The following is a 24459-nucleotide window of genomic DNA, read 5'->3' on the forward strand; positions in this document are numbered from 1 at the left end:
TCGAAGCCGATCCCTTCACCCCCCCAAAAAACAATAAATCGACCTTCGGGTCGCGGGAGACTGTTGTGCTTAAGAAAAGTGCGTTGGGCTGGCCAAAGATCGCCGGTCTCGGAATTGCGTTGGTGGTGGCCGGGCAGTTTTCCGGCTGGAATTTCGGATTGATGGCCGGCGGCTGGTTGAACATGCTGATCGCCACGCTGCTGATGGCGTTGCTCTGCGGCGGGCTGGCACTGTGCGTGGCGGAACTGTCCACCGCATTGCCGAGCGCCGGAGGCGTGTTCGTCTATGCGCAAAGCGCGTTCGGGCCCTTCGTGGGTTACCTGGTCGGGGTCGCCTGTGCGCTGGCGCTGACCGTCGGCACCGGCGCGGCGGCGACGTTCATCTGCGCCTACACCGAGTCGATTTTCGGCCTCGGTGGCTGGCCGGTGAAAATCGCCCTGTTCGCGGTGATCATCGGCATCCACCTGCGCGGCGTCGGTGAAGCCATGGGCTTGACCATGATTGCCGGGGTCATCGCGGTCGTCGCCCTGTTGACGTTCGGCGTGGCCATGGCGCCGCATGTCGAACTGGCCAGCCTGCTGACGATGCCGACGGCCAGCACGGGGCCGGCCATCAGCCTTGGCGGCATCTTCGCCTGCGTGCCGTTTGCCATCTGGCTGTTCATTACCGTCGAACAGACCGGCTCGGCCGCCGAAGAAGCGGACAACCCTGGCCGCAGCATGCCACGGGGGATTCTCGCGGCCATCGGTACGTTGCTGGTCACCGCCCTGGTGGTGCTGGTTTGCGCGCCGGGTGCCGGTGGTGTCGAGGTGGTGGGTTCGGCGGGTGATCCGCTGTACGCCGCGATGACCAGCACCAACGCCTACGGCGACGCTTCGTGGCTGGCCAAGGTGATCGGCTGCGGCGCGGTGTTCGGTCTGATCGCCACGTTCTTCTCGCTGGTGTATGCCGCGTCCCGACAACTGTTCGCCATGGCCCGCGACGGCTTGTTCCCGCAATGGTTGGGCAAGACCGGCAAACGCGGCACGCCGTTCCCGGCCTTGCTGCTGATCGGCGCCATCGGCCTGCCGCTCTCGGCCATCGACCCGGCCACCGTGATGCTCGCGGTCGTGCTGCTGCTCAACGTCTGCTACCTGTTCATTTTCGGCGCCTACCTGCGGATCAAACGCAGCCAGCCTGATCTGCCGCGGCCGTTCCGCCTCACTGGAGGAACAGTGATCGCCTGGCTGGGCCTGGCGCTGACGCTGGTGGTGATCGCCGCCTGCTTCCAGCTCGACCTGATGATGCTGATCGCCCTCGCGGTGACGTTCATCCTGTGCATTTTCAACTTCCTGCTGCGCGCCCGCCTGCCGGTGCGCAGCGCTGACATCGAGGTTCCAGACCATGCCTGAAGACACTTTGCTGCAACGCCGCCACCGCGTACTCGGCAGCGCTTCGCCACTGTTCTACGACAAACCCTTGCACCTGGTGCGCGGCGAAGGCGTCTGGCTGTTTGACGTCGACGGTCGGCGCTACCTCGACGTCTATAACAACGTGCCCTGCGTCGGTCACTGCAACCCCCACGTGGTGGAGGCGATGCACCGCCAGGCGACGACGCTGAACATCCACACTCGCTACCTCGATGAGCAAGTGGTGCGTTACGCCGAACGCCTGACCGCAACCTTCGCCGAACCGCTCGACACGGTGATGTTCACCTGCACCGGCAGCGAAGCCAACGAGCTGGCGTTGCGCCTGGCGCGGTTTGCCAGCGGCGGCACCGGCATCATCGTCAGCGATTACAACTACCACGGGAACTCCGCCTCGCTGGCCGAAGTGACCACCGCACTGCCGTCGCCGGAACCGTTCGCTCCCCATGCCCGGGCGGTGCCGATCCCGTGCCTGTACCGGGCGCCGAAGGGCATCAGCGAAGCACAACTGGCGGACGAATACGCCGCCAACATCAAGGCCGCGATCGCCTCGATGCAGGCCCAGGGCATTCGTCCCGCCGCGTTGCTGATCGACACGCTGTTCGCCAACGAAGGCCTGCCACGGGTGCCGGCCAGTTTCGTCAACAAGGCCGCCGAGCTGATTCGTGCGGCGGGCGGGTTGTTCATTGCCGATGAAGTGCAATCCGGGTTCGGTCGCACCGGCGAACACTTGTGGGGGCATCAGGCCCACGGCGTGGTGCCGGACATCGTCACCCTCGGCAAGCCAATGGGTAACGGTTATCCGCTGGCGGGGCTGGTCACCAGCAAGGCGCTGGTCGAATCCTTCGGGCGCAGCGCGATGTACTTCAACACCTTCGGCGGTTCGCCGGTGGCGGCGTCGGTCGGCATGGCGGTGCTCGATGTGATCGAAGAGCAACAGCTGCTGCGCAACGCGCTGACGGTCGGCGCCTATGTGCAACAGCGCCTTCAAACGCTGGCCAGCAAGCATTCGATCATCGGCGATGTGCGCGGCAAGGGCCTGTTTTTCGCCATGGAACTGGTGCGCGACCACGCCAGCAAGGAACCCGCCGGGCTGGAAGCGCGCAAGGTGGTGAACGACATGCGTGAAAACGGTGTGCTGATCAGCAAGATCGGCGCCGGCGACAACATCCTCAAACTGCGGCCGCCGCTGGTGTTCAACCGCGAACACGCCGACCTTTTCGTTGACACGCTGGACCGCGCGCTGAGCGCCATCTGAGGACATGCCATGAGCGATTTCCACACCCTGAGTCACGATCAGCAAGTCACCCGGCTGCACGACTTTGCGCGCCATGCCTTGCTGCAATGGGAGGGCCGCTTCGACGACATAGCGCTGGTGAAATTCCGCGAGAACGCGGTGTTCTCCGCGCGCCGCGAAGACGGTCAGCGCGTGGCCCTGCGCATCCATCGCAACGGCTATCACTGTGAGGCAGCATTGCGTTCCGAGTTGCAGTGGATGGAGGCGCTGGCCAGCGCCGGCATCACCGTGCCGCAGATTATCCGCGCGCGGAACGAGCGGCATCTGGTCGAGGTGATCCACGCCGACATCGGCGAGCCACGGCATGTCGACATGCTGGCCTGGTTGCCGGGCGCGACGGCGGGCACCTCGGAGAGCGGTGTCCAGGCAGACACGGAAATTGACTTCCTGTTTGCCGAGGCCGGCGCCATTGCCGCGCGCATTCATGTGCACGCGGCCGATTGGCAGCAGCCGGACGAGTTCGTCCGGCATGCCTGGGACGAAGACGGTTTGATCGGGGCCAATCCGTTCTGGGGGCGTTTCTGGGAGCTGGAGCAACTCAGCCAGGATCAGCGGTCATTGCTGCAACAGGCCCGGCGCCAGGCGCGCACGGACCTGCGGCGGTACGGCCGGCACCTCGACAATTTCGGCATGATCCACGCCGACCTGGTGCCGGAGAACCTGCTGATCGAAGGCCCGCAGTTGCGGTTGATCGACTTCGACGACGCGGGTTTTGGCTGGCACATGTTCGAGCTGGCCACGGCGCTGTACTTCTGCCTGGATGATCCGCGCTACGAGCAGATCGAGGCGGCGCTGCTGGCCGGTTACAACCGGGTCAAACCGCTGAGCCAGGCTGATCGCGATACGCTGGCGCTGTTCCTGATGCTGCGTGGCACCACGTACCTGGGCTGGATTCATACCCGCCAGGGCACACCGACCGCGATTGAAATGGCGCCGATGCTGATTGAGCGGGCTTGTCGGTTGGCGCGGGAGTATCTGCAAAAGTAGTTGTCGCCTGATACACCGCTATCGCGAGCAGGCTCGCTCCTACAGTTTTTTGTCGTTCACGTAACTTGTGAACGACGATGAACTGTAGGAGCGAGCCTGCTCGCGATGAACGATAACGCGGTCTCTCAGCAAGCCGCCGCCGCATGCTCCAACCTATGAAACAACCGGTTGAAATACACCAGGCTATCCCCTTCCCCACGCACCCCGACCTTCGACAACTCGACAAACATCACCGAATGCGAACCCACTTCCTTGCACTCGCTGATCCGTCCTTCCAGCTGCACCAGCGCGTCACGCAGCACCGGCACGCCGGTGTCGCCGCCGTCCCACAGGTCCCAGGCGAAACGCTCTTCCATCGACACTTTGGTCATGCCGGCGAAGTGCCGGGCCAGCTCTTCCTGCTCGCCACACAGCACGTTGACGCACAACCGGCCGTTGGTGCGGAACACGTCGTGGGTGGCGCTGTTGCGGTTGACGCACACCAGCACGGTCGGTGGCGAATCCGTCACCGAGCACACGGCGCTGGCGGTGATGCCGCAGCGGCCGCCGGGGCCGTTGGTGGTGATGATGTTCACCGCCGCCGGCAGTTGCGCCATGGCGTTGCGAAAGTCGATTTGCTGCTGGCTCAGGTCGGCCATGTCGATGCCCCTTCCTTCAGGAGGACCGCCCGTTCGCGGTCCGTAGGTGATGGAACAAGACTAAGGCCCGGCAAGGCGCGCAGCCATTCTGACGATCCCCATGACGAGGTGGGCTTTCCGCTAGTCGACTAGGTGGTTTCTTTATCGTCAGGGCCCGCCACAGTGGGTATTCTGCTCATTGGCGCCAAAATGAGCGCCGATGTCCGCCGCAGCGTGCACGCGTGCGAAAACAATAATTAGAAATTCTCGTGGCAGTCCCTGATGGAAACCCGCAAACCGATTGTTTATATCGTCGATGACGACAAAGACTTGCGCACCTCGCTGGCCTGGTTGCTGGAGTCGGTCAGCGTGCAGGCGCAATGTTTTGCCGGCGCTGAAGAGTTCCTGAGCCAGTACGACCCCCGGCAACCGGCCTGCCTGGTGCTCGACGTGCGCATGCCGGAGACCAGCGGCTTTCAGCTGCAGGAAATCCTCAACCAGCGCGGCAGCACCCTGCCGACCATCTTCGTTTCGGCCCACGGCGACATTCCGATGTCGGTGACGGCGATGAAGAACGGTGCGCTGGATTTCGTCGAGAAGCCGTACAACCCGCAGCAGATGATCGACCGCATCCAGGCCGCGCTGAAGACCGCCGTGCATGCCCAGGCCGACCAGGAACAGCGCCAGCAGCTGCAAGGCAAACTGGCCCTGCTCACCAGCCGCGAGCGCGAAGTGTTGATGCTGGTGATCGATGGCAAGGCGAGCAAAGTCATCGCGCGGGAGCTGAACATCAGCGTGAAAACCGTCGATGTGCACCGGACCAAGATCAAGGAAAAGATGGGCGTGACCAGCATCGCGATGCTGGTGCGGGAAGTGCTGCATTTGCCGGTGGATGAACCGGCGCGGCATTGAGATGGCTATTTCCTTGAATCCGGAACCGCCTTCGCGAGCAGGCTCGCTCCCACAGGTGATCAGCGTCGCACACAAAAATGTGTTCGCGCCGCAAACCCTGTGGGAGCGGGCTTGCCCGCGATGAGGCCGGCACATCAACATCAACGGCCCCTGACACACCGCCATCGCCGGCAAGCCGGCTCCCACAGTGATCTCCAGCGAACAAAAGGCATGTGTACGCCGATGATCACCTGTGGGAGCGAGCCTGCTCGCGATGAGGCCGGCACATTCACCATCGATGGCGCCTGACATTCCGCTATCGCCAGCAAGCCGGCTCCTACAGGGATCTCCAGCGAACACAAGTCAGGTGTACGGCGCCGGTCTACTGTAGGAGCCGGCTTGCCGGCGATGAGGCCGGCACATTCACCATCGGTGGCGCCTGATATTCCGCCATCGCCAGCAAGCTGGCTCCTACAGGGATCTCTAGCGAACTCAGGCTATGTGAACGGCGGTGATCTTCTGTAGGAGCCAGCTTGCTGGCGATGAGGCCGGCACATTCAACATCAATGCCGGCTGAAACCCCGCCATCGCCGGCAAGCCGGCTCCTACAATGGGTGTCAATTCTGGCTATAGCGCTTGCGATACGCCCCCGGCGAGACGCCGAAGCGGGATTTGAACGCTGAGGAGAAGTAGCTGGAGTCGGAGAACCCCCACGCGTAACACAGCGCCGACAGCTTCTGTTCGACATGGGAGCGGCGCAGGTTTTCCGCGCAGAAATCCAGGCGTCGGTGCTTGATGTATTGCGCCACCACCAGGCCACGCTTGGAGAACATCCGGTACAACCCGCGCACCGAAATCCCCACCTCGCGAGCAATCAACTCGGGGCACAGTTCTTCGGTACTGATGTGTTCGTCGATGTAGGCGATGATCTTGCGGAACTGCCGCTCATGGGCATCTGCGCCGCTGTCGCGGGCACTGATCCCTGGCAACAGCAGGCTCGCCAACGCATCCAGCACGGCTTCGCTTTCCTGCATGTCCAGGCCTTCCTGCTGACGGGTGTCCAGCACCAGACGGTTGGCCATCGCCGCCAGTGGCGTGCTGGCCGAAATACGTGTGGCGCAGTTGACCGCATTGAAATGCGAACCGCGCTCCACCACCTGACGCGGCAGGATCAGCGACAGCTGCCGGGAATCCTCGTTGTAGGTCATGTCACTCGGACGGCAGGCATCGATCAGCGCAATGTCCCCCGTGGCCAGCCGGGCGCGATTGTCGCCCTGCTCCAGCTGCGAGCTGCCGCGCATCTGGAACACCGCATAGTAATGGCCGTCGCTGCTGACACTGACGTCCTTACTGGTGCGATACAGATGCACGTGCGCCATGTCGACGACACTGAGGTTGATGGCGCCACTGCGATATTCCGCCAGCTCACCATAAAAATCCGCATCCAGGGCACGGGCATCGAACCGCCCGCAGGCCTGGTTGACCTGGCACAACCAGCTTTCGAACGCCTCATTGCGAACCGCCGAAGAAGTCATCATCACTGCAAAGCCTCACGCGTTTTATTGTTATTTTTCGACCGCTTCGTCGAGCGGTTCGGCAAATGTTTCAATCCAGGCTGTCTCCTCCTTCGACGGCCGCCGGGCCCTATTCAACAGGCTCCGGCGCTGGCTTGCCAGCCTTCCCTTGCGTTAGATGTCCAATACCAGACGAGCGGAAACAGCGCGGGAGACGCAAGCGCAAATCTGCTTGTTGGACGCCTTTTCCTTGTTCGACAAACAGTTGTCGCGGTGCTCCGGCACACCGTCCAGCACCTCGACGATGCAAGTGCCGCAGATGCCTTCGCGGCATTCGGTGTCGATGTCACAACCGTGGGCCTGCAACACATCGACCAGGCTGGTATTGGCCGGGACCTGAAGTACCACGCCGGAACTGGCCAGCTCCACTTCGAAACCGCCACTTGGACCGGCGTTCGCCGCCGGGTCCGCCTGGAAGTGCTCCAGGTGGATCGCGTCGTCGGAACGGCTGCGCGCCGCCACTTCCACCACTTTGTTCATGAACGGCGCCGGGCCGCAGGTGTAGACATGCGCGGCACTGCCGGCCTGGGTCAGGCATTCGCTCAACGCGGCATCCATGTCACCCGGTTCGACGCCATAGTGGAACTGCACATGTCCGGCGAAGGTGCTGGCCAGCAGTTCGGCAAAGGCTGCGTACTCTGGCGAACGGGCAAAGTAATGCAAGCGCCACGGCTGGCCGGTTTCAGTCAGCCGATAGGCCATGCTCAGCAGTGGCGTAACGCCGATCCCGGCCGCGCACAACACATGTTCGGTGGCCGCCGGGTCGAGACGGAACAGGTTGCGCGGGGCACCCATTTCCAGCTCGGTGCCCTCTTCCATTTCGTGCAGCGCCGCTGAACCACCACGGGATTGCGCTTCTTTTTTCACTGCTACCAGGTAGGCGCGGCGATCCTCGGGCGGACTGCACAGCGAATACTGGCGGGTCACGCCGGTCGGCCCGGTCAGGTCGACGTGCGCGCCCGGTTCATAACTGTCGAGCGGCTGGCCGTCACTGCGCACGAGGCGAAAGGAACGGATATCCAGCGCTTCGTCGACGATCCTTTCGATCCTCACCTTCATCATTGCATCACCTGAAATACGGTTGTTTTTGTTTGGCTTTAAGGCGCGGTCTACCCCTTGTGGGAGCGAGCCTGCTCGCGATGGTGCGTCAGTCGACATCGATGCAGCTGATACACCATCGCGAGCAGACTCGCTCCCACAGGGGTCATTCCCATGTCATCCGATTGGGGATGGGCATGCTTAGCGCATGAACAGACCGCCGTTGATGTCCCAGCACGCGCCGGTGACCGAGGCGGCGTGATCGGCGATCAGCAGCAGAACGCTGTCGGCGATGTAGCCGGGGTCGCCGAGGGTGCCGGCCGGGATCATTTTCAGGATCTGCTCCAGACGCTCCGGGGCCACGGTTTCGCGCACCACCGGCAGGTCCAGCGGTCCTGGCGAGATGCTGTTGACCGTCACACCTTGCGGGGCCAGTTCACGGGCGAAGACCTTGGTCAGCGTTGCCACGCCGCCCTTCGCCGCAGCGTAGTGCGCGCCGGTGGCGGTGCCGCCGTTCTGTCCGGCCAGTGAGGCGATGTTGACGATGCGGCCAAAGCCACGCTCGGCGAAGTGCGCGCCGAACACCTGGCACGCGACAAACGTCCCGCGCAGGTTGATCGCCATCGACTCGTCGAACTCCTCCGGGGTGATGTCCATCAACGCCGCGACCTTCGACACGCCGGCGTTGTTCACCAGGATGTCGCAGCCGCCCCAATGCTCCACCAGCACATCGCGGGCATGCTGGAAGTCGGCCTTGCTGCGCACATCCAGCTCAATGGCGACAGCGCTGGCACCGCTGGCATCCAGCTCGGCAGCCAGGCGCCGCACGCCTTCGAGACGCACGTCCGCCAGCGCGACACGATATCCCGCCCCGTGCAGACGACGGGCGATGCACTCGCCCAGTCCGCGCGAGGCACCTGTTACAAGCGCTACTCGACTCATGATGTTGCCCTCACAGCAGGAAGCCGAGCGCGCTCAGGCTGTCGGTGGAATTGATCAGGCGCACGACCTTGCGCTCCAGCTTCGCGACACCGTCGGTGAAGCGGATGCGGTGGTTCAGGTCGGCCACGAACGGCGTGTGCACGCCACGTTTGTAGGCGTACAGCAACTGGGCGGAATTCACTTCCACCACATCGCCTGCCGCTTCCACCAGGCGGAAACGCGAGACGCTGCGGATGGTTTTCGCCGCGTCCACCGCCGACGGCGAGTAGCCGGCGGTCAGGCGTTCGATGCGCAAGTCACGCATGCGCGCATCGTCGTAGGCGTAGTTGAGGTTCGCTTCGAAGTCCTCGGTGTCCGGGTCGATCGGCACGATGTATTTGCCGCTGTCGCTCCACAAGGTCGCCCATTCGGCGTAGTTCTTGTGGTCGAGCAGTTCGGCTTCGCGCCAGATGAACTCGATGGCCTGGGCCAACGGGCCGGAAAAACCGTTCAGGGTGTCGTGATTGCTCATTGGCTCATCATCCTTTTCCACATGTCGTAGGCACCGCGCATGCCGCCTTCGTCGGTGGCGTGGCTGACCTTGTCGCCGTTTTCAGCGGTGATTTCGCGATTGAGGCCGCGGTTGACCAGGATTGGCGCATCGACGCCGGCGTACGAGCCGCGCTGCACACGGTCCCAGGCCTCGGCATCGTCCGGGCTGCCGAAACCGAACGGGCCCTGGAAGTGTTCGTGAATGCGCATGCGTTCGCGGTTGGCGATTTCCGGGCCGCCGTCCATGCCGAGGGCGACATGGCGGATCTCGGTTTCAGTCACCGACACCGGGCGCAGCACGCGGAAGAACGACATCGACATCGCGATGTTGGGGAACAGGTTCAGGTTGAAACCGGCGCCGTGCAGCGAGCGCACGATGCGACGGACCTGCGCAGGCTCCATGGTTTTCGACAGTTCTTCAGTCACATGGGCGAAGCGCTCCTGCAGCTGTTCGGTGCCGTCGTCGTGATCCAGATCGACGTGCTCCGGCACCATCACCATCACGCTGTGGCCGTTGCCCAGGGAATGGGTGACCGCTTGTTCGTCGGTCATGAACGAGAGCATTTCCGAGGTTTCTTCATCCACCGAGGACATGAACGACTTGTGCACGATCGGGAAGTGGTAACCGTCGGTGGTGTTTTCCAGCTGGATCTTCCAGTTGCCCTTGAAACTGAACTTGTGTTCGCCCTGGGTCTTGATCGGGAAACCCGCGCCCTGCTTCATGAACAGATCCATCCAGTGTTTCGCGCCGCCGAGGAAATCTTCCAGCGGTTCGATCTCGTCGTTGTAACTGGCGAAGACCATGCCGGCGTAGCTTTCCACGCGCAGGCTGGTCAGCGGCAGTTCGGACTTTTCCAGAATGCCTTCGTAACCGTCCGGATACGGCAGCGCCCGCAGTTTGCCGTCCAGGCCATAGGACCAGCTGTGATACGGGCAGGTGAACCCGGTGGCGTTGCCCTTGTGCTTTTCACAAACGGTGGCACCGCGGTGCCGGCAACGGTTTTCCAGGACGTTGATGTTGTTTTTCTTGTCGCGCACGACGATCACCGGACGACGGCCGACCATGGCGGTCTTGAAGTCGCCGCTGTTGCGCACTTCGCTTTCGTGGGCAACCCACACCCAGGTGCGGTAGAAAATCTTTTCCAGCTCGGCTTCGAACAGCGCCGGGTCGTTGTACAGCGAGACGTCGACGCGGTCATGCTGGACCAGGTCTTCGGGGCTTTTCGATGATGCGATCAGCCGGTATTCATGAGTGCTCATGCGGTTCTCCTCATGGCTTCTTATCGGTTCTTGTTAGGGTGGCCCGTTAACCGGCCATGCTCTGTTGCAGCTGCGCCCCGAAGGCGCAAACCAGCTCGTCCTGACCTTTACGGCCAACAATCTGCAGGCCGACTTTCAGCCCACCGCAATCCAGTTCCACCGGCACCGTCAGCGCCGGGTGGCCGCTGAGGTTGAACGGCCGCACCAGCGGGGTCATGCCGGCCACGGCTTTGCTTGCGCTGCGGGCTTCGACCAGCGTTGGCGGCAGGCTTGGCATCGTCGGCAACAACAGCACCGCAAACTCCTCCAGCGCGGCGTCCACTTGCTGGCTGAAACGCGCGCGGACTTTCTCCGCTTGCGCCAGGTCTGCCGCACTGGTGCGACTCGCGGCCAGCAGGCGTTGTTCGACATCCGCGCCGATCAGGCCTTTGCCGGTGAGGTGGCCGAACGCGGCCCAGTTTTCAAAATTGATCACGGTCAGGCCGGCGGCGAAGGCGGCTTCGAATTCACTCAGGTGCAGGTGGCTGCGGCGCCAGCCTGCACGGTCGGCGGCGGCACCGAGGCTCGCTTGCAGATGCGGGTCGCAATCGACTTCAAGGAAAGCCACCGACGCGTTGCCAGAAGGCAAACCCTGCGCCTGGAAGCCCGGGCAAATCACCTGCATTGCCGCGATCAGGTCCGCCATGTTGGCGGCAAACGGCCCGACACAATCGAGGCTGGACGCCAACGGATGCGCACCGACGCGGCTGACTCGGCCGTAAGTCGGTTTCAACCCGGCGATACCGCAGCACGCCGCTGGTACGCGCACCGAACCACCGGTGTCGGTTCCGATGGCGATGTCCGCCAGACCGGAGGCAACCGCTGCCGCCGAACCGCTGGAAGAGCCGCCCGGCACACGGTCCGGCGCTTGCGGGTTGATTGGCGTGCCGGTCCAGTCGTTGATCCCGGTGACGCCGAACGCCAGTTCGTGCAGGTTGGTTTTGCCAACGATTTGCCAGCCTGCGTCGAGGATTGCATCGACCACTTCGGCGTTGCGGCTCGCCGGTTCAGCGTCGGCAAACGCACGGCTGCCCGAACGGGTCGGATGGCCGGCGATGTCGATCGAGTCCTTGATCGCAACCCGCTTGCCGCTGCCGCCGAGTAAGAATTCACTGAAAAAGGTGCTCATGCGCCCAACTCCGTATTGAACAAGCGCTGCGTACGAAAATGCGCGATCAGCCAGACGTCATCGACGCAACGAAAATCGATATTCAGGCGCGTGCCGAACAGCTCGCTGCGCCCATCGGCGTAGGTCGACACCTGCTGCATGATCCACAGCCCCCGGGCGCTGTTGCCGTCGACCAGAATCGACTCGCTGGTGAGGTAATGCAGGTTCAGGCGAAAGTGCTCCGAAGGCGGCAAGTAACCGCCGACGAACGCCGCGATCGCCTCACGTCCGCGATGCTGGCCGAAGGTCTGCGCGGTGACGCTGCCGACGCCTTCCCACACGGCGTCGATGCAGAACAGTTCCGCCAGTTCGCTGACCAGGGTGACCGCACGCGGCACGTCGCACAGGTCCATGTAGCGCGCCATCAAGCGGCGCACCTGGCTCTCCCCTTCGAGCGTCGCGAGACGCTGCAACAAGGCCTCGTTCATGGCTCAGACCTTGGCGGCATCAGGAATGGTCAGCGGACGACCGATGCGCGCCTCGACCTTGGCGTAGCGCCACAGGCTGTATTCGTTCACCGGGGTGGTGCGGAACAGGTTGCAGGCGTCGATCACCGACTGGTGGCAGTCGACGTCGGCCATGATGTAGACCGTCCACGGCGAGGTGGTGGACGGGCCGACCATCAGGCGGTCGTCATCCATTGCGCCGAGCACGTTGATGCCGGGCATCGCGCCGAGGTCCGCCATCATCCGGCTGAAGCCTTTCCACACGCTCAGGCCTTCGCCGGTCGGCAGGTCGAAAAAATTCTGGGTGATGCCGATGCAGAAGACGACGCGCAACGGTTCTTGAGTGGTCTGGGACATGGAGATTGATCCTTGAATAATGGGTTCAGATGTAGCCAGGGAACGGCGGCACGCCGAGGAACACCGAGCCGGCGCCGTCGTACAGGCCTTCGCTGAGGAATGCGTGCTGGGTGACCACCATCGAATCGCGCAGGTAACGCTGCAGCGGATGGCGCAGGTAGATCGCAGTGGTACCGGCGAGGCTGTACGCGCTCTGCACCACGGCGGCGCCGGCCTGGGACACGTGAATCGCGGACAAACGCAGCAGGCTGGTCTGTTCGGCAGTGACCGGGTTGCCGGCGAGGATCGAATTCCACACCTGCTCGGTGGCGTTGTAGAAGAAGCCACGGGCAGCGGCGAGTTGGGCTTCGGCCTTGGCGATCTCGATGCGCACGTAGGCACGGTCGGCCATTTTCGGCGCGCCGGTGATGCCGCTGCCGGCGGCCATGCGGCTGACTTCGTCGAGGGCGGCGCGGGCCAGGCCAAGGTTGACCACCGCCAGCACTTGCGCGGCGTAGGCAATCGACGGGTAGCGGAACAGCGGCTCGTCGATGGTCGCGGCACCGCCACGGATGAAGGTCCAGCGTTCATCGACCTGTTTGTCGGTGACGCGCAGGTCGTGACTGCCGGTGCCTTTGAGGCCGACCACGTCCCAGTTTTCGATGATTTCGACCTGATCCGCACGGAACACCGCGGTGCGCGGCTTGCCGCCGGCAGCACCGATGCCGACGCCGAGCAAGTCAGCGCCTTTGCAGCCACTGGCGAATTTCCAGGTGCCGTTGACCTGCCAGCCGCCTTCGACAGCTTCAGCGGGTTGCAAAGGGAACAGGCCGCCAGCGAACACCAGATCCGGGCCCTCGGCGTAGATTTCAGCGAGGGTTTCCGGTGGCAATGCCGCGAGGTAGACACCGGCGCTGCCGAAGCTGGCGACCCAGCCCGCCGAGCCGTCGGCTTCGGAAATGCGCTCGATCATTTGCAGGAACAGCGCTGGCGCCAGGGCGTCACCGCCGAAGCGTTTCGGCGTGGCGGCGCGGTAGATGCCCACTTGCTTGAAGCGCTCGATCATGTCCCGTGGCACGTGGGAACCGGCGTCGAATTCGTCACGACGCTGGCGCACTTCCGCCAGCACCTGCTCAAAAACCTGGCTGTGGACGGTGTTGCCGTCGACGCCTGGCAGAGGGTCTTTCTCCGCGACAGCTGAACGCAGCATGGGCTTTCTCCGTTTTACTTATTGTTAGTGGGGCTTCGCTAACGACACCGCTCCCTGTAGGAGCGAGCTTGCTCGCGAAAAACGTCCGGACAACGTGGTGTTTCAGACAGGGCGCGTTATCGTTGACGTCCATCGCGAGCAAGCTCGCTCCTACAGGAGAAAGGATGTGTGGCGCCCCTTGCATTGAGGCCCAGTGTAAAAACCGCATCGGGTCGCCACTATTGGTGCGTGCAGCCCCCCGGCTAAAGAAATCCCCTAGCCCGCCCCCGGTTACCTCTGAGCGCATCCCCACGCGCAAGCCGGTATAAAACGCCATACTTTCCCTTTACCGGTTCCTCAGGACTGCGCGATGTACCTGCCCAAACCGCACGACTTTTTCACCCTGATCGAAGCCATGCCGCTGTGCATCATTCTTCACGATGCACAGAGCAAGGAGATTCTCTGGGCCAACACCGCCGCCCTGAACGCGCTCGGTTTCACCCTGGAAGAACTGACGCCGCTGAAAGCCCCGGACATGACCCGCGATGCGCCGAAGTACCGGCGCTCGGTCGGCCTGCGCTGGCTGGAAGGCGCCGCGCGCACGGGCCAGCGCGCCATCGAGTGGTGCTATCGCTCCAAGCAGGGCGTGGAAATCCTTTCCGAAGCCGTCGCCACGCTGGTGCACCTGGACGGTCGCGATGTGCTGATGGTGCAGTTCCGCGACATCTCCCGGGAGGACAAGGTCAAGCGCGACCTCAAGCGTTTCGAAAGTCGGCTCAAAGCCTTTATGCAGGACCTGGCCGAGGGCGTGGCAGTGCTGGGTCCCGAGGGCGATATCCGCTTTATCAGCGACTCAGGCGCGCATTTGCTCAACAGTGAAGAACACGCGCTGGTCGGCGAAAACTTCCTGTCATGGTGCGACGACGACTCCCGCCAGCGCCTGCTGCAACAACTGGCCAGCGAGACGCCGGAACATGCGCCGTTCAGCGTGCATTACCACTTGCAGCGTCGCGATGGCGAGTGGCGCTGGCACGAGGCGACCTGTCGTTTTATCGAGATCGAAGACGATCTGGTCGGCCACCTGCTGCTGTTTCGCGACGTCACCGAACAAGTGCGCGCCGACGAAGCGCGGCGGCTCAGCGAACAAAAACTCGAATACCTGGCGCGCTACAACGCCATGGGTGAAATGGCCGTGGCGATTGCCCATGAGCTGAGCCAGCCGCTGGCCGCCACCCGCAACTTCATCGAAGGGGCGGTGATTCGCCTGGGCAAGGAACAAGCCACCGATCAAGGCGTCGCCTGGGGTTTGCAAAATGCCGTGCGGCAGATCGAGCATGCGTCGCTGATCATCAAGAGCGTGCGTGATTACGTGGTGAAGCTGGAGCAGTCCGAAGAACGGATCGACCTCAATGAGCTGCTGCGCGAAACCCGCTATTTCATCAGCCTGCGCGCCGACCCGAGCCTGGTCCGCCTCGAGATCGTCGCCAGCCCTGAGCCGCTGTGGGTGAGTTGTGAGAAGGTGTTGATCGGTCAGGTCATCCTTAATCTGGCGTTCAACGCGATTGAGGAAATGAGCGACCTGCCGGTCGAACGGCGTGTGTTGCGGATTCAGGCCAGCGTCGAAAACGACGTGGCGCTGGTGCGCATCGAAGACCGCGGGCGCGGTATTCAGGCCCAGGCGCAAGAGAAGCTGTTCGACGGTTTCTTCTCGTCCAAGGTCAGCGGCAACGGCATCGGCCTGGCGCTGTGCAAAAACATCATCGGCCGCCATCGCGGCGATATCTGGGCGCAAAACCTCGAGCCTTGCGGCGCGGTGTTCACCTTCTCCCTGCCCCTCGCAACACCCGCCTGAACCCACCAAAAAACCTGAATTAAAAACGCGACCCTGTAGGAGCCGGCTTGCCGGCGATGGCGATTTCAAGGACGCCATCGCCGGCAAGCCGGCTCCTACAAGGTCGGGTTTTCGCCTGCAATTGCAGTGTGTTTGGCCGATTTTTCGAGACTGGCACAGACACACAAACGCTTGGCAGCCACAGCAATTCCCCCCCTTGCCCGCCGAGGCAGAATCGAACTGCAAAAATCTGCCAATGCATCCGCGATTTGCGTGAACAATAATTCAGGGAGTTCCCCCTAATGCGAGCCACCAGGATCACCGTACAGTCAGCGCTGAGTCTCAGCCTGCTGGTACTGGGTTTGAACAATGCCAGCGCGGACCTGCCCGCTGACACGATCGGCCAGACCGTTTTGGCATTCCCGCCGGAAGCCCACCGGGCCTTCATCGTCGACGTCGAATTCGAAAGCTTCGTGGCCGGCCGTGTGACCGTGGTCGACCCCGACAAAAAACGCGTGCTCGGCATGGTGCCGACCGGTTTCGCGGCCCCGTCGACTCTCAGTCACGACCAGAAAACCCTCTACAGTGCCGACATCTGGTACTCCCGTGGCACCCGTGGCACGCGCACCGACGTGCTGACCGCCTGGGACAGCTCGACCCTGTCGCCGGCCTGGGAAGTGCTGATCCCGAACAAGCGCGCCGAGTCGCTGACCCAGCGCTACGGCTTGAAGACCAGCGGTGATGACCGCTTCGTCTACGTCTACAACTTCACGCCGTCGACCTCGGTGACGGTCGTCGACACCCAGTCCAAGGCAGTCGCCGCCGAGCTGTCGATCCCGGGTTGCGTGCTCAACTATCCGGTCGGCAACCGCCGCTTCGCCTCGCTGTGCGGCGACGGCAGCCTGCAGGTCATCACGCTGAACGATCAGGGCCAGGAAACCGCGCGCAGCCGCACGCCGTTCTTCGACCCGAATGCCGAGAAGCTCAACGAGCGCGCGGTGAACGTCGGCGACACCTACTACTTCACCACGACCACCGGCACCGTACGCCCGGTGGATTTCTCCGCCGACGCGCCGAAAATCCTGCCGTCCTGGTCGCTGACCAGCGACGAGGAAAAGAAAGCCGGCTGGGCTCCGGGCGGCTGGCAGCTGATGGCCGTCGCGCCGAAGCTGAACCGCTTGTACGTGCTGATGCACGACGCACACGAACCGATGAAGTGGGAAGACCCGAGCCCGCTGATCTGGGCGTTTGATCTGAAAACCCACAAGAAGATCGCGACGCTGGAAGCACCGGTACCGGTGTGGAGTATGCAGGCCACTGGCGACGACAAGCCGCTGCTGCTCGGCGCGGACGTTGAAGGTGGTTTGCAGATCTTCGACCTCAAGACCAACACGCTCACCGGCAGCATGCCGAAAGTCGCGAAAACCGCGACTCAGGTCATGAGCTACTAAACGAGGTTCGGCCATGCACTTCGATCCGATCTTCATCATTGCCAGCGCCCTCGCCATTGCGGTGCTGCTGGCCAGTGCCGCGACTCACAAGCTGCGCGCACCGGGACGTTTTGCCCGGCAACTGGCGGACTACCAATTGCTGCCCGACGTGGCCGTACGCCCCGTCGCCCGGGTGATTCCGCTGGTTGAACTGGCCGTCGCGTTTGCGCTGCTGGTACCAGCCTGGCGTTCATGGGCGGCGCTGAGTGCGGCCGGCCTGATCGCGCTGTACGCCGCGGCCATTGGCATCAATCTGTGGCGCGGTCGTCGCGACATCGACTGCGGCTGTGCCGGTCCCGACCAGGCACAACCGCTGCGTCCGGTGCTGCTGTTGCGCAACAGCGTGCTGGTGGCACTGGCGTTGCTGGCCAGCGTCTCGCCGATGGCGCGCGACCTGGGTTTTTTCGACGGCTTCGTCACTGTCGCCGCCAGCGCCGTCGCGCTGCTGATTTACGCCGCAGCCGATGGCTTGCTGGCGAACTCCCCTCTTCTGCTCAAACTGATTGGTAGGTGATCAATGGAAGGCTTAATCGTTTCCAACGTTCTGCTCTGGGTACTGCTGGTGGCCGTGGCGTTCGCCGTCATGGGCCTGGTTCGGCAGATTGGTGTGTTGCACGGTCGCCTGGCGCCGGCCGGTGCGTTGATGATGGACAAGGGCGTGGCGGTCAATGAAGCCGCGCCGCAAGTCACTGCCTCCGACCGTCACGGTCGTCCGGTGAACTTCGGCTATGCCGGCGAGAAATCGCAACTGCTGTTCTTCCTCTCGCCGACCTGCCCGATCTGCAAGTCGCTGCTGCCGGCGATCAAATCCATCGCCAAGGAACAGGCCGATCGCCTCGACGTGGTGTTCATCAGCGATGGCGACATGGACGCCCAGCAGAAGCTGATCACCGAACACAAACTGGACGACGCCACTTACGTGGTCGGCCCGGAAGTCGGCATGACCTATCAGATCGGCAAGCTGCCGTACGCCGCGCTGATCGACAAGACCGGCACCTTGCGCGCCAAAGGCCTGGTCAATTCCCGTGAGCACCTGGACAGCCTGTTCGAAGTCGAGCACCTGAAAAGCGCGACGCTGCAGGACTACCTGAACAGCCAGCCGCACGCACACGACCACAGCCACGGCCATAGCCACTGATTAAGGCAGGGAGACTTTTATGAAACTGCTGGATCTGCTGTTCGAGCGCTCGACTCGCCGCGTTGCCGACACGACGTCGCGGCGCAAACTGCTGTCGCGCATGGGTTCCCTGATGGTCGCGGGCGCTGCGCTGCCGTTGCTGCTGCCGCTGGATCGCACCAGCAAGGCCCTCGCCGCCGACAACCCGAAGGCCGGTGATCCGGGCGATCCGAACACCTGCGACTACTGGCGCTACTGTTCGATCGACGGCTTCCTGTGCAGCTGCTGCGGGGGTTCGGTAACGTCCTGCCCGCCTGGCACCGAAGCGTCGCAAGTGACCTGGATCGGCACCTGCCGCAACCCGGCCGACGGCAAGGACTACATCATTTCCTATAACGACTGCTGCGGTAAGCAGAGCTGCGCCCAGTGCGCCTGCACCCGTAACGACAGTGAAGAACCGGCCTATCGCCCGTTCAACAATAACGATGTGAACTGGTGCCTGGCCGCCAAATCGCACATCTATCACTGCACCGTATCGATCATCCGTGGCGTGGCGGTTTAACGCGCATTTGCCGTCGATTGTTCGCGCAATCGGCGGTTTTTTTTTCGCCTCACCTGTGGGAGCGAGCCTGCTCGCGATGAACGTGAACGAACACGCGCATTGTCTGGAAAAACGCGTTGCGCTCGAGTCCATCGCCGGCAAGCCGGTCTCGCTCCCACAGGGTCGGCTATATCAGAGGTGTTCGACATGAGAAGGTTGCTCATTCTCGGTCTTGTCTGCGTCATGGCCTCCCCGCTCGTATACGCGCGGGCCATTCCCGATCCGGCGCAACGCCATGCGCCGGGCAACGAAGCGTTGCAGACGCCGATTGCCCAGGCCGGCTACGGCGTGGGCGTGAATTACCAGTTGCAATGCGCCGGCTGCCATCTCGGCAACGGCATGGGCTCCCCCGCCAATGACACGCCGCGAATGGCGGGATTTGTCGGCAATTTTCTGAAAGTGCCGGGCGGCCGCGAGTTTCTCGTGCGGGTGCCCGGCATGTCGCAATCGGCGCTGAACAATGCGCAACTCGCCGACCTGTTGAACTGGCTGATACGCAAGGACGGCATGGCCGGCAAAAGCACGCCCGAGGATTACCGGCCGTACACCGCCGAAGAAGTCACGGAGCTGCGCGCCAAAACCATGCTCAACCTTCCCGGCACCCGCGCCGAGCTGATCAAGGCGATGCGCGCCCAGGGCATCGCCATTGAAGACGGGATGAACAACTGACCCTTACTTGGGCTGCGCCACGGTGCGCAGGTAAGGTTTCAGCGTCTTGTAACCGTCCGGGTATTTCTTCTTCGCGTCTTCGTCGGAAACCGACGTCGGAATGATCACGTCCTGCCCCGGACGCCAGTTCACCGGGGTGGCCACGGTGTGCTTGGCGTTCAGTTGAATCGCATCGAGCAGGCGCAACACTTCATCGAAGTTGCGCCCGGCACTCATCGGGTAGATGAGCATGGCCTTGATCTTCTTGTCCGGGCCGATGATGAACACCGAACGCACCGTGGCGTTATCGACGGCGGTGCGCGCGCCGCCACTGGCGTTGGGGTGAATCATGTCGTAGAGCTTCGCCACCACCAGGTTTTCGTCACCAATCATCGGGTAGTTGACCGCATGGCCTTGGGTCTCTTCGATATCTTTCGCCCAGGTTTTGTGGTTGTCGACAGGGTCGACGCTAAGCCCGACGATCTTGGTGTTGCGCTTGTCGAATTCCGGCTTGAGGCCCGCCATGTAACCGAGTTCAGTGGTGCACACCGGGGTGAAGTCTTTGGGGTGCGAAAACAGGATGGCCCATTTGTCGCCAATCCACTCATGGAAATGCAGCGTGCCTTCGGTGCTCTCGACGGTGAAATCCGGTGCTTCGTCGCCAATACGAATGGTCATGGTGGTTCTCCTCGCTGTGAAGGGTCGGGAAACTTTCAGAGCGCACAAGTATAGGAGAGGTTAAACACTTCGCCTGAAGCTCCCGATATCCACTGTAGGAGCGAGCCCTGCTCGCGATGGACGTCAACGATAACGCGGGCTGCTGAATCAACGCGGTGTCTGGACGTCTTTCGCGAGCAGGGCTTGCTGGCGATAGCGTCCGTCCAGTCAACAAATAGGCTGGATGACACACCGCTATCGCCAGCAAGCTGGCTCCTACAGGTTTGGGGCTACCCTTCAAAACGTCCCGTACCTTCGCGGTCGCGCTCGTATCGTCGGGCCAGCGGAAACGGCGGCAACCACTGTTCGCGGCGAATGATCCAGCTTTCGTAAGTGGGTGTCAGTTGGTCCGGGGCATCCAGTGATCCCAGGTTCACTTCGATTTCATCATCGGTCCGGGCGAATACCGACGAGCCACAGCGCGGACAGAAAAACCGCCCGGCGTAGTCGCGAGTTTCGCCGGTGATCGTCACCGCTTGCTCGGGGAATATCGCAGAGGCGTGAAACAGCGCGCCATGATGCTTGCGGCAGTCAAGACAGTGGCAGAGGCCGACCCGGTATGGCCGCCCTGTTGCCTCGATTCGCACGTCGCCACACAGGCAACCGCCGGTGAAAACGTCCATGGTGCGCCTCCTCTGAATTCGTGCGACAGGAAGGCTTATTACGATAGCAGTCACCACTGGTCGTTACGAACTTGCTCTAGAGACGCTTCTTGTCTAGTTTTGGGTCTATGGATTCACGATAAGGAACCGATCATGGCCGTTGCCCTCCAGCAACAAGCCTTCACCAAAAGCCAGTGCGTAACCGGCCTGCGCGCCGCCGTGGGCATTCTCGAAAAATGGCGGGCTTCCAGCGATCAGGCCTGCCGGATCCTGCGCATCTCCCGCAGCACCTACACCCGCGCGCGCCAGCATGATCCCGGCTGGGCCGTGGCGCTGGACGCCGACCAGATGCAGCGCATCAGTTTCGTCCTCAACATCCATGCCGCGTTGCGCCTGGTGTTCGATAACCCGGAAAACGTCTACGGCTTCCCGTCGATGGCCAACCACAACGAATTCTTCAACGGCCGCTCCCCGCTCGAGATCATGGCGCAGGGCGACATGATTTCCCTGTATGAAACCTTCCGCCGCATCGACGTGCTGCGGGGCGCCCAATGGTGAGGCTGGGCGAACTGGCGGAACTGGCCGGTGAGCGATTGCAGGCGTACCGCCTGGTCAACTCGAAGTTTCCGCCGGTGGCGTTGTTCGATGACGTCGCCGATGCAGACGAATTCGAGGTGCTGTATCAGATCCAGGAACTCACCAACCCCCGGCTGAAAAATGAGGTCGGTCACCTCGAACTGATTCGCCGCAGCGAAATCCCCTTCGGCATTCCCGGCTGTTCCTACGCCACCGCCCCGTTTACCCACGTCAACCCGGCGGGCTCGCGGTTCAGCGATGGCCGTTTCGGGGTGTTGTACCTGGCCGACACCCTGGAAACGGCACTGGCCGAAGTGAAACATCATCAAAGCCTGTACTGGTCGAACGTGCCCAGCCTCAACTATGAGCGGTTTGTCTTCCGCGGTTTGTCCTGCTCGTTTGTCGAAGTCGGGATGAAAGATGCGACGGTCCTGCCCATGACCGATCCTGTTTACGATCCCGACGATTACACCGACGCCCGACGTCTGGGGAAACTGGTCAAAGACGCGGGTTGCCCGGGGCTCCGCTACAACTCGGTGCGAATGCTCGGCAGTCATTGTTGGGCGTTGATGACACCGAGGCCGGTTTTATCGGTGATCCAGGCGGCGCATTACGAGATGGTCTGGAATGGGCAGGTGACGAGTGTCAGTCAGATCAGTGAGGCTTGAGCGGGTTTGGTCAGGCAATGAAAACGGGCGCCACGTGGGCGCCCGTTTTTAGTTTGTGTGGGGGTGGTTACCAGCTGCCGTAGGGGATGCCGTACTTCTGGATGTAGTACTTCGACTCAGGACTGACCGGATAAGCATAACGCCCTTCACTTTTACCCTGGCTGGGTCCCAGTGGCTCAATTTCAGCCTGAGCGCGTGCCACCTTGACCGACTTCAAGCATTTGTCGGTCACCCACACTTGCACGATTCCACCGGGGGCAAGTCCGAGGTAAACCATCGTTATGTAATTGGCGGGCTCCTCAGGTGTTGCGAGGCAACGTTCATTCACCGAGGAGTGCATGAGCTGCCGTGCTTCCTCCGGGATATCGACCCATGCGCGGTAGGTCTTGGACTCAACGATGGACTGCCAACGAACATAGATACGCTTCGGCAGGTCTGCCCCCACTACGCCCCGAATGCCGCTGCTGACGTTTTTAGTCCAGCCTCGAGCCGCTTCGGTAGCATCCTCCGAATCATGGCTGCCTGCCGTGCCGCCACCGGTACGACGAAACAGTTTGCCGTTGATGTCTTCTACCGCAGAGTCCTCTACCCATACCTTCATGTAGGCCGGCTCGAAAAAGCTGAGACTCCACCATGGATCTTTCGGGTCGTTTTTGCCGGAAAGCGGGTCGGCGGCCTGACATCCCGCGATGAAAAAAGCGCCCATTAAAATGAGAATCGAGCGCATCAGAACGTTCTCCAGCCAGAGTCAGGTACATGAGGATGTCGTACTCGTACACCGTCCTCGGTCGGCGCGTTTGTATAACGCAGGGTCATGCCTCGCTCGCGGCTTGCGCCAATCGGGTTACTCCAGTTGGCAGACATGTGAATGTACTTCAGCTTCAAAAGGCTCTCTTCGGTGGGCTCAGGTTCGTAGTTTCCCGCCAAGACTCTGTCACAAAATGGCTGTAGCTCTGAAGGCACAGCGTACTCCGGCACGTCCGGAACATCTTTGAACTGCACGCCTTTCTCCTTCGCCAACTTGTGCATCAACCGCAGATACACCAATGAAAGCTTGCCATTGACCGTTCGCTTGAGTTGCAGGCCTGCATAGACCCGAAGTGTTTTGGGGCCTGAAATCTGCACTTGATCAGGCATCAATATCGGATCCGGAGTAACCACCTCCAACATCGTCTCAGGCCAACCCTCCGCCACCATCTTCGCCTTATGCTGCAGCGCATCCCGATAGATGGATGTGGTTCTAACATCGGTGCCTTTTTGTACCGTGAGTGCCTGCATGGGACTGACCAGCACACACTCCTCCACTTCGTCACGGTAGCCACCGCCAATGTCGGAGTGCACCCCAGGCACAGGGATTTCAGGGTGCGCAGGAATAACCGTACTCAACGCAAAGTTGGCGCGGCGCTCATCACGGGCGGTGATTTGAACCACATCGGTAAAATACTTGCGGTCCAGATACAGCTTGATTCCGGGTGCAACCGGGCTTTGGATATTTCCCAGGTTGGTGAATCCCGCCACAGAAGGAACGGTATCGAACAGCCCAATGAAGCCCATCAGGATTTCACTGTTGTATTGCCCCGTGAAACGGCCACTAAAGCCATCGGGATTGCTGCGCAACACGTCCCCCAAAGGCCCCTGCTTACAGCGCACGACTTCATTTGCGAAGTGCCTGGCTGCGGCGGCGCCTCGACTGAAACCGAACGTATCGAAGGTCAGCGAAGTTATCTCGCTGCCGGGGTTTTGATCGGCAACCTGTTTGATCAGGACTTTGAGGCGAGAAAAAGCGTTCTGCACCTTCCCCGCGACGCCCGTTTCGCCACGTCCGGTTGCGGCATTCCCGAAGCTGTCCTGGCTGCCGCTCTGCGTACCGATTCCGTCGACGTACAGGCTTCGTACCGCCAAAGTCGGCGAACCTTCTTCCTTCACGTCTTTGTTGGCTGGATACAACTCATACAGCCTGAAAACATTACTCACATCATTCCCGTAACTCCCCTCCGGATCAGCCATATACGGCTTGCAGCTCGCATCGACGTCCTCCGGGCGGATTGGGTGATGGGCGCCGCACAGCAATCCTGACGCAGCGTTGCCGGCATTGTTCAACGTGCCGTCGAAGAACACGCCAATGCGCAACGCGACGCTGGTTTTCTCTTTCGCGGCCGCCGGCGCCTTGCCGTATTTCTCGTACTCGGCCCAGCGCCTGGCATGGATATCGACGGGCTTGGCCTCGTCGTAGCGGAAATTTTTCGGGGGGTTGGGGACGTATCCACTCATTCCTTGATCACCTGCTCCTTGGTGCAACGGGCGCTGAGGGTGCCATTGCGGATCCAATCAAGCAACGCCTAGCCAGATGCCATCACCCAGGCAACAGGGACATTCATCCATCCATTGCTTGCGTCAATAGTCACCATTAACTCAATGAAGTTCTCTTAAAAACTCCGGGGCGTAACATCGCCTCCATACCAAACAACTACACCCCGGAGCACACCAC

At 61.9% G+C, this 24459-nt stretch carries 26 protein-coding genes; 12 read left to right on the forward strand and 14 right to left on the reverse strand.

Annotation, left to right across the window (positions count from 1 at the left end; all coding sequences use genetic code 11):
- Positions 1-65: 65 nt before the first annotated feature.
- The 3 genes from ACF6ZU_RS01510 to ACF6ZU_RS01520 are packed head-to-tail and all read left to right on the forward strand — an operon-like array spanning position 66 to position 3690.
- Positions 66-1391 carry an amino acid permease gene (locus tag ACF6ZU_RS01510; RefSeq protein ID WP_392890160.1) on the forward strand — a complete coding sequence of 442 codons (1326 nt, stop codon included), beginning with the start codon at positions 66-68 and terminating at the stop codon, positions 1389-1391.
- Positions 1384-2664 carry an aspartate aminotransferase family protein gene (locus ACF6ZU_RS01515; RefSeq protein WP_392890161.1) on the forward strand — a complete coding sequence of 427 codons (1281 nt, stop codon included), beginning with the start codon at positions 1384-1386 and terminating at the stop codon, positions 2662-2664. Before ACF6ZU_RS01510 ends, ACF6ZU_RS01515 begins: the two co-directional genes overlap by 8 nt.
- A 9-nt stretch (positions 2665-2673) precedes the next feature.
- The gene (locus ACF6ZU_RS01520; RefSeq protein WP_392890162.1) at positions 2674-3690 is read left to right on the forward strand and encodes a phosphotransferase enzyme family protein; all 1017 of its coding nucleotides are present in this window, start codon (positions 2674-2676) and stop codon (positions 3688-3690) included.
- Positions 3691-3815: 125 nt separating this feature from the next.
- Here ACF6ZU_RS01520 and hpaC read toward each other — a convergent pair whose 3' ends face one another.
- Positions 3816-4328: a 4-hydroxyphenylacetate 3-monooxygenase, reductase component gene (gene hpaC / locus ACF6ZU_RS01525; protein WP_392890164.1), complete on the reverse strand. Its 513-nt coding sequence runs from the start codon at positions 4326-4328 to the stop codon at positions 3816-3818.
- Between the two features lie 261 nt (positions 4329-4589).
- On the opposite strand from hpaC, the gene ACF6ZU_RS01530 reads away from it, so the two are divergent.
- Positions 4590-5219, forward strand: coding sequence for a response regulator transcription factor (locus ACF6ZU_RS01530; RefSeq protein WP_392890165.1), 630 nt, complete (start codon positions 4590-4592; stop codon positions 5217-5219).
- A 596-nt stretch (positions 5220-5815) separates the two neighbouring features.
- On the opposite strand, the gene feaR is transcribed toward ACF6ZU_RS01530, so the two are convergent.
- The 9 genes from feaR to ACF6ZU_RS01575 form a co-directional block, all read right to left on the reverse strand.
- On the reverse strand, positions 5816-6736 hold the full coding sequence (feaR, locus tag ACF6ZU_RS01535) for a transcriptional regulator FeaR (protein ID WP_392890167.1): 921 nt from the start codon (positions 6734-6736) through the stop codon (positions 5816-5818).
- A 150-nt stretch (positions 6737-6886) separates the two neighbouring features.
- Complete coding sequence (locus ACF6ZU_RS01540; RefSeq protein ID WP_392890168.1) at positions 6887-7834, reverse strand: PDR/VanB family oxidoreductase; 948 nt, start codon at positions 7832-7834, stop codon at positions 6887-6889.
- Between the two features lie 177 nt (positions 7835-8011).
- Positions 8012-8752, reverse strand: a complete 741-nt coding sequence (locus ACF6ZU_RS01545; RefSeq protein WP_192229059.1) for an SDR family NAD(P)-dependent oxidoreductase — start codon at positions 8750-8752, stop codon at positions 8012-8014.
- A 10-nt stretch (positions 8753-8762) separates the two neighbouring features.
- Complete coding sequence (locus ACF6ZU_RS01550; RefSeq protein ID WP_392890169.1) at positions 8763-9263, reverse strand: aromatic-ring-hydroxylating dioxygenase subunit beta; 501 nt, start codon at positions 9261-9263, stop codon at positions 8763-8765.
- Positions 9260-10543, reverse strand: a complete 1284-nt coding sequence (locus tag ACF6ZU_RS01555) for a Rieske 2Fe-2S domain-containing protein (protein ID WP_392890170.1) — start codon at positions 10541-10543, stop codon at positions 9260-9262. The genes ACF6ZU_RS01550 and ACF6ZU_RS01555 overlap by 4 nt, the downstream gene beginning before the upstream one ends.
- 46 nt (positions 10544-10589) lie before the next feature.
- Positions 10590-11711, reverse strand: coding sequence for an amidase (locus ACF6ZU_RS01560; RefSeq protein ID WP_392890171.1), 1122 nt, complete (start codon positions 11709-11711; stop codon positions 10590-10592).
- The gene (locus ACF6ZU_RS01565; protein WP_392890172.1) at positions 11708-12178 is read right to left on the reverse strand and encodes a nuclear transport factor 2 family protein; all 471 of its coding nucleotides are present in this window, start codon (positions 12176-12178) and stop codon (positions 11708-11710) included. The genes ACF6ZU_RS01560 and ACF6ZU_RS01565 overlap by 4 nt, the downstream gene beginning before the upstream one ends.
- 3 nt (positions 12179-12181) lie before the next feature.
- Positions 12182-12553, reverse strand: coding sequence for a hypothetical protein (locus ACF6ZU_RS01570; RefSeq protein ID WP_392890173.1), 372 nt, complete (start codon positions 12551-12553; stop codon positions 12182-12184).
- A 25-nt stretch (positions 12554-12578) separates the two neighbouring features.
- Complete coding sequence (locus ACF6ZU_RS01575; RefSeq protein WP_392890174.1) at positions 12579-13742, reverse strand: acyl-CoA dehydrogenase family protein; 1164 nt, start codon at positions 13740-13742, stop codon at positions 12579-12581.
- A gap of 349 nt (positions 13743-14091) precedes the next feature.
- Between ACF6ZU_RS01575 and ACF6ZU_RS01580 the strand changes: the two genes are divergently transcribed.
- From ACF6ZU_RS01580 to ACF6ZU_RS01605, 6 genes are all read left to right on the forward strand, one after another.
- Complete coding sequence (locus ACF6ZU_RS01580; protein ID WP_392890175.1) at positions 14092-15573, forward strand: ATP-binding protein; 1482 nt, start codon at positions 14092-14094, stop codon at positions 15571-15573.
- Positions 15574-15854: 281 nt separating this feature from the next.
- Positions 15855-17003, forward strand: a complete 1149-nt coding sequence (locus tag ACF6ZU_RS01585; RefSeq protein WP_392890176.1) for an amine dehydrogenase large subunit — start codon at positions 15855-15857, stop codon at positions 17001-17003.
- A 13-nt stretch (positions 17004-17016) separates the two neighbouring features.
- On the forward strand, positions 17017-17556 hold the full coding sequence (locus ACF6ZU_RS01590) for a MauE/DoxX family redox-associated membrane protein (RefSeq protein WP_392890177.1): 540 nt from the start codon (positions 17017-17019) through the stop codon (positions 17554-17556).
- A 3-nt stretch (positions 17557-17559) separates the two neighbouring features.
- Positions 17560-18180 (forward strand): methylamine dehydrogenase accessory protein MauD, encoded by a 621-nt coding sequence (gene mauD, locus ACF6ZU_RS01595; protein WP_392890179.1) that lies wholly within the window; start codon positions 17560-17562, stop codon positions 18178-18180.
- A gap of 19 nt (positions 18181-18199) precedes the next feature.
- A complete protein-coding gene (locus ACF6ZU_RS01600) occupies positions 18200-18721 on the forward strand; it encodes a methylamine dehydrogenase light chain (RefSeq protein WP_392890180.1) in 522 nt (173 codons plus the stop codon).
- A gap of 186 nt (positions 18722-18907) precedes the next feature.
- Entirely contained in the window at positions 18908-19429 is a 522-nt protein-coding gene (locus tag ACF6ZU_RS01605) for a cytochrome C (protein ID WP_392890181.1), read from the forward strand.
- Between the two features lie 3 nt (positions 19430-19432).
- Here ACF6ZU_RS01605 and ACF6ZU_RS01610 read toward each other — a convergent pair whose 3' ends face one another.
- Together ACF6ZU_RS01610 and ACF6ZU_RS01615 are read right to left on the reverse strand one after the other, a co-directional pair.
- Positions 19433-20086, reverse strand: coding sequence for a peroxiredoxin (locus ACF6ZU_RS01610; protein ID WP_392890182.1), 654 nt, complete (start codon positions 20084-20086; stop codon positions 19433-19435).
- A 269-nt stretch (positions 20087-20355) separates the two neighbouring features.
- Positions 20356-20748, reverse strand: a complete 393-nt coding sequence (locus ACF6ZU_RS01615; RefSeq protein WP_392890183.1) for a GFA family protein — start codon at positions 20746-20748, stop codon at positions 20356-20358.
- A 132-nt stretch (positions 20749-20880) separates the two neighbouring features.
- Here ACF6ZU_RS01615 and ACF6ZU_RS01620 point away from each other — a divergent pair, with 132 nt between their 5' ends.
- Together ACF6ZU_RS01620 and ACF6ZU_RS01625 are read left to right on the forward strand one after the other, a co-directional pair.
- Entirely contained in the window at positions 20881-21285 is a 405-nt protein-coding gene (locus ACF6ZU_RS01620) for an antitoxin Xre-like helix-turn-helix domain-containing protein (RefSeq protein WP_392890184.1), read from the forward strand.
- Positions 21279-21971 carry an RES family NAD+ phosphorylase gene (locus ACF6ZU_RS01625; RefSeq protein ID WP_392890185.1) on the forward strand — a complete coding sequence of 231 codons (693 nt, stop codon included), beginning with the start codon at positions 21279-21281 and terminating at the stop codon, positions 21969-21971. The genes ACF6ZU_RS01620 and ACF6ZU_RS01625 overlap by 7 nt, the downstream gene beginning before the upstream one ends.
- A 67-nt stretch (positions 21972-22038) precedes the next feature.
- Here ACF6ZU_RS01625 and ACF6ZU_RS01630 read toward each other — a convergent pair whose 3' ends face one another.
- Both ACF6ZU_RS01630 and ACF6ZU_RS01635 read right to left on the reverse strand, forming a co-directional pair.
- On the reverse strand, positions 22039-22698 hold the full coding sequence (locus ACF6ZU_RS01630) for a DUF2931 family protein (protein WP_392890186.1): 660 nt from the start codon (positions 22696-22698) through the stop codon (positions 22039-22041).
- On the reverse strand, positions 22698-24242 hold the full coding sequence (locus ACF6ZU_RS01635; RefSeq protein ID WP_392890187.1) for a DUF2235 domain-containing protein: 1545 nt from the start codon (positions 24240-24242) through the stop codon (positions 22698-22700). The genes ACF6ZU_RS01630 and ACF6ZU_RS01635 overlap by 1 nt, the downstream gene beginning before the upstream one ends.
- Positions 24243-24459: the final 217 nt, after the last annotated feature.

This window comes from Pseudomonas migulae, assembly GCF_043225285.1.
Lineage (GTDB): Bacteria > Pseudomonadota > Gammaproteobacteria > Pseudomonadales > Pseudomonadaceae > Aquipseudomonas > Aquipseudomonas migulae_C.